The organism is Psychrobacter sp. PG1 (assembly GCF_014897815.1).
Taxonomy (GTDB): Bacteria; Pseudomonadota; Gammaproteobacteria; order Pseudomonadales; family Moraxellaceae; genus Psychrobacter.
This window is the reverse complement of sequence record NZ_JABUZG010000029.1, coordinates 1-4,355: the sequence shown is the minus strand read 5'-3', so window position 1 is coordinate 4,355 and position 4,355 is coordinate 1. Positions and strand designations below refer to the sequence as shown.

Annotated in this window: 5 protein-coding genes; all 5 read left to right on the top strand. The window is 41.4% G+C overall.

The annotated features are described in order from the left end of the window. The first annotated feature begins 114 nt into the window (after positions 1-114). The 5 genes from repM to INT03_RS01290 all read left to right on the top strand — a co-directional run bounded on the left by repM (position 115) and on the right by INT03_RS01290 (position 3,177). Positions 115-1,074, top strand: coding sequence for a replication initiation protein RepM (gene repM / locus INT03_RS01310; protein WP_193007257.1), 960 nt, complete (start codon positions 115-117; stop codon positions 1,072-1,074). A gap of 366 nt (positions 1,075-1,440) precedes the next feature. Continuing rightward, positions 1,441-2,196, top strand: a complete 756-nt coding sequence (locus INT03_RS01305; protein WP_193007256.1) for an inovirus-type Gp2 protein — start codon at positions 1,441-1,443, stop codon at positions 2,194-2,196. A 168-nt stretch (positions 2,197-2,364) separates the two neighbouring features. After that, complete coding sequence (locus tag INT03_RS01300) at positions 2,365-2,712, top strand: hypothetical protein (RefSeq protein ID WP_193007255.1); 348 nt, start codon at positions 2,365-2,367, stop codon at positions 2,710-2,712. Between the two features lie 9 nt (positions 2,713-2,721). After that, on the top strand, positions 2,722-2,961 hold the full coding sequence (locus tag INT03_RS01295; RefSeq protein ID WP_193007254.1) for a hypothetical protein: 240 nt from the start codon (positions 2,722-2,724) through the stop codon (positions 2,959-2,961). Positions 2,962-2,970: 9 nt separating this feature from the next. Further along, a complete protein-coding gene (locus tag INT03_RS01290; protein WP_193007253.1) occupies positions 2,971-3,177 on the top strand; it encodes a hypothetical protein in 207 nt (68 codons plus the stop codon). Positions 3,178-4,355 lie beyond the last annotated feature (1,178 nt).

Below are 4,355 nucleotides of genomic sequence, written 5' to 3'. Positions count from 1 at the left end.
GCTACGTTTACCGACCCATAAAGCTACGTTTACCGACCTAAACGCTACACTTAGTTGCAAGTTGTATCTATAAGGAATTATAATACTCATGCTACCCACCAATGAGCCAAAATAATGAGTAAGCTAATCACAAAAGATAATAAATTAATCAATGCCAGTTACTCGCTTGGAATACCTGAGCAGCGTGTCATCTTTTTGGCTATCGTTGCAGCAAGGGCGCAAGATAAATTGATTGATGCTAGGGGTGTGCTGCAAATCCATGCAAGCAGCTATCAGGAACAATTCAAAGTAGAAAAGCATACTTCATACGGTGCATTGAAAAGCGCGGTTACTGGCTTGTTTGAGTCGTCTTTTGAGTATAGCGACATTCACGAGCAGACAGGAAAACTAGCGCATCATGTCGTTAGATGGGTGCAAAAGATAAGCTACATAGACACAGCTGGCATGATTGAGCTGCAATTCACAGATGCCGTTATTCCACTGATAACAAGGCTTAGTGAGCAATACACAGAATACGACCTAAAACAGGTTAGCGAGCTGCAAAGCGAATATGCAATCAGGCTGTATGAATTGATGATGCAATGGAAGTCAGTTGGTAAAACAAACAAGATAGCACTTGATGACTTGCGTTCAAAACTAGGCGTTCAGCCTGAGCAGTACAAGGCAATGAATAACTTCAAGGCTCGAGTAATTGACCTCGCTATCAAACAGATTAACGACTTCACCGATGTGACAGCTGACTATGAACAGCATAAAACAGGTAAGGCAATCACTGGCTTTACGTTCACATTCAAGCAAAAGAAAACACCTGAGCAGCTCGCTACTGCTACAAATAAGAATAGAGATAATGCCACGCCTGACCTATTCCACAATATGACAGATGACCAGATAAGCACGTTCAGCAAAAAGTTAGCTGCATTACCTGAGCTTGGTAGTAATGCACCAGTTGGAATGAAAACGCCTGACTTTGTGGCAATGATTGCTGATGATCTCAAAGACCCTGACAAGCAAAAGAAATATCATAAGCACCTGAGTAAAGTCGGTTATAAACCATCAAAGGGCAAGGTTAAGTAAAAACGTGCTCACAGATTGACGCTGACAGCCTCGTAAATGGTTTTTGATAGTGAGGTACTACAGACGGCTAAAACGTCAAGAAAGGGCTGTCAAATGCATATTAGGCAAATCCTATTGTAAATCCATTCTAAACAGTCGCTTATATTGGTTAATCTATACTTCATTCACAGTTGTCATGCGCATATTTAGGCTAATATCAAGCTCAAAAGCACTGGGTATCATGGGCTTAAAAATGAAAACTACTGGGATTTAAATATTATCTTATGTGTTCCAGCACTCCCTTTAATCCCCTTAGAGCATTAAATCATTGATTAGTCGGTGCAGGCTCACGCGGATTTTCATTTCCAACTGGATAAGGTTTTGTTAATGCGAGAACTTACGAACGAACCAACCGTAATTATTGACGGTTTAGAGTTGCCTATTTTGAACACTGGCAAAGACGGCAAGATATACAACTGCTACGTTGAACCATTGCAAAGATTTAAGCGTGAGATTGACGCAATGCTGTCACATCACAATAGGGTGTTCATACTTAGAATGGACGTTCATGTTGACGCGCACAGTCCAACCAATGAAAAGATGACTAGGTTTTTACGTAGCTACGTGTCACGCATTCAAAGGAATTACAAAACAAAGAATGTCGGTACTATTTGGTGTCGTGAGGTTGAGACAGTAAAAAAGCAGCATTATCACTTGGCTGTCATGGTTGATGGTAGCAATGCCACTAGAGTGAGTAAGGAGCTGCTAAGAATGGCTGATGAGGTGGCAAAACATCAAAAACTAAGTATCGGATATTGTGATAACGCATCATACCTAATCAAGCGTACAGACTTAGCCAAAGGCGATTACAGCACCTATAAAGAGGCATTCGAACGTCTATCTTACTTAGCCAAAGAGCGTGGCAAAACAATCAAAGCTGAACGCGCCAATTCATATCAAACAAGCCGTATCAAGCCACGATTGAACGAGCATGGGCAAATATTCACTGCAGGCGATGACTACAAAAAAGCGATAGCAGCCAAAGCAAATCGAGCAAAACAAGTCACACCAAAAACCACAGCCACAGATAAACCAATTCACATGATGACCGATGCCGAACGACAGTTACCGTTATTTGCTTAATGATTTAGATATGAGGAGAAAACCATAGCAGCACTAGCGACTACTTCAAGCCTGAGCAATTACCCTAGATTGAGCATTAGCAGCTATCGTGACCATTTGAGGCGATCAGGTACAGCAAGCAGCATTGAGTTAAATTACTCGTATCGTGGCAAGTCTTACAGATACTCTGTGCAGCTAACAAAAACATCATGCAATTATGGTAACTTCCGCCATTGGTGGCTATGTCCATCATGCAGCAAACGAGTAGCAGTATTGTATTGTGCAGGGACTTACGTCTGCAGACATTGCCTGAGCGTTCCTTACGGCTCACAGCTACAGCAACCCATTGACCGATTATTCAGTCGTGCAGACGCAATCAGGCAGCGTTTAGGGTGGCAAAGTGGCATTGCTCATGGCAGTGGTACAAAGCTAAAAGGTATGCACTCAAAGACGTTTGATAGGCTAGTGAATGAGCATGACAGACTGACTTCTAAGATATGGCAGCAAACACTCGATAAACTCGGTTGCACCAGTTGAGGTTAAGCAATGAAAATACCTGATTTAAACGACCTGATAGCAGACTTGCAGACAGCCAAACAAATCGCAATAGCAGACCGCAATCCAAACGGCATAGTCACAGCCACAATGAGTCAGGCGAAGTTGCTTGGTTTTGATAAGCCAGTGATTAAAGACGTAAATGCCGATGCGGTGCAGAGCATTAGCGAGCTGATGAATGAATTATCATCTGAGCAAGCAGCAATCACCTATAAAAATATTATGGGGTAAAGAATGAAAATGAGCATTGACGACCTGATGACAGAATTAGACGATGCTAGATTGACCGCTAAGGCTAACGGACAGGCATCTGCTATGGTAGCAGCGACAATGAGCAAAGCAAAGCTGCTAGGGCTAGATAAGGGCGTTACTGATGATAACGAGGTGCAGCCAGTCAGTGTGATAGTGAATGTCAAAGACGCTCGCAAACCTGACAGGGTGTGTTAGTTTTCGGACACGTTAGAACCTGATAAAACCTGACATTCAAATCAAGGTAGCGACAGCCAAACGATGTTAAAAGTATTGTTAAAAGACAATCAATAAAACCTGAACACCGCTAAAACACTTGGGACACAGCCGAATGTTCGATGCCTCTACAGCGCACCAAACACGATTAATCGAGATAAACCCAAGTTTGGACGTATCTATTCCACTATCCAAAACTGGACGTTAAGAAGTTCACACCCTAGTCACCAATGGCGGTTAGGATTAGCCATGCCCAAAAGTGGGGACGCACTCACCATGATGGTGAATGTTCAAAACAGACAGCAATCAGGCAGAATAAAAAGCGATTGTTGGTATTGTCGTTGGTATTGTCAAAAATAATAATCAAGAAATGCCGTAAACACTTGGTCTGTAGCGTGTTGTTTAGTTCCTACTGTAGGAGTCACACTCAAAAAAGATAATTTTCGGACATCGTTAGAAACGACTTTATGGACAGGTAAAGGCGGTTATTTATCTCACTGCCCAAAACTGAGCGTTAAGAACTTCACACTTCGACATCATGTCGAACCCATCAAAAGACTTCGAGTCAATCTATCATTAGCCTATACCCAAATCATAAAACCAGTAAGTGATAGCTCGTCTATCATTGCACCTAATCCAGTTATCAAACGATAGCAATTACCCATTATTATCATTGAACATTCAATATTAAGTCTAAGTGATAATTAACTGATAATTTCATTACCTAATCATTCCATAGCCAAACCAATCACTAATGATATGAGCTGAGATAGTAGCAATTTGCTGTCTAAACGGCTCGCATTTCAATTCTAAGGGTAAAGTGGTACTAAGTTACCTATTGAGCAAGCAAAGACGCTTACAGGGCAAATCTGAGCAATTACTAATAATCTGATGATTGCCTGAGCTTGGCTGATGACTTCACCAATGACCAATAATTCAAACCTGAGCCAATCTATCCAGCAAAGGATTAATCAATTTTTGATGATGTTTTGAGCCTGATTATTCACTAAATTAAGACCTAGTTATCCACAAAAAAAAGTGCGTTTGATGTTTTTAATGTTTTTAAGAGTTTTTAAGAGCTTTTACGTCCGCTGTATCGCCCACCACTCATACATGTTAGACCCCATAAAGCTACGTTTACCGACCCATAAAGCTACGTT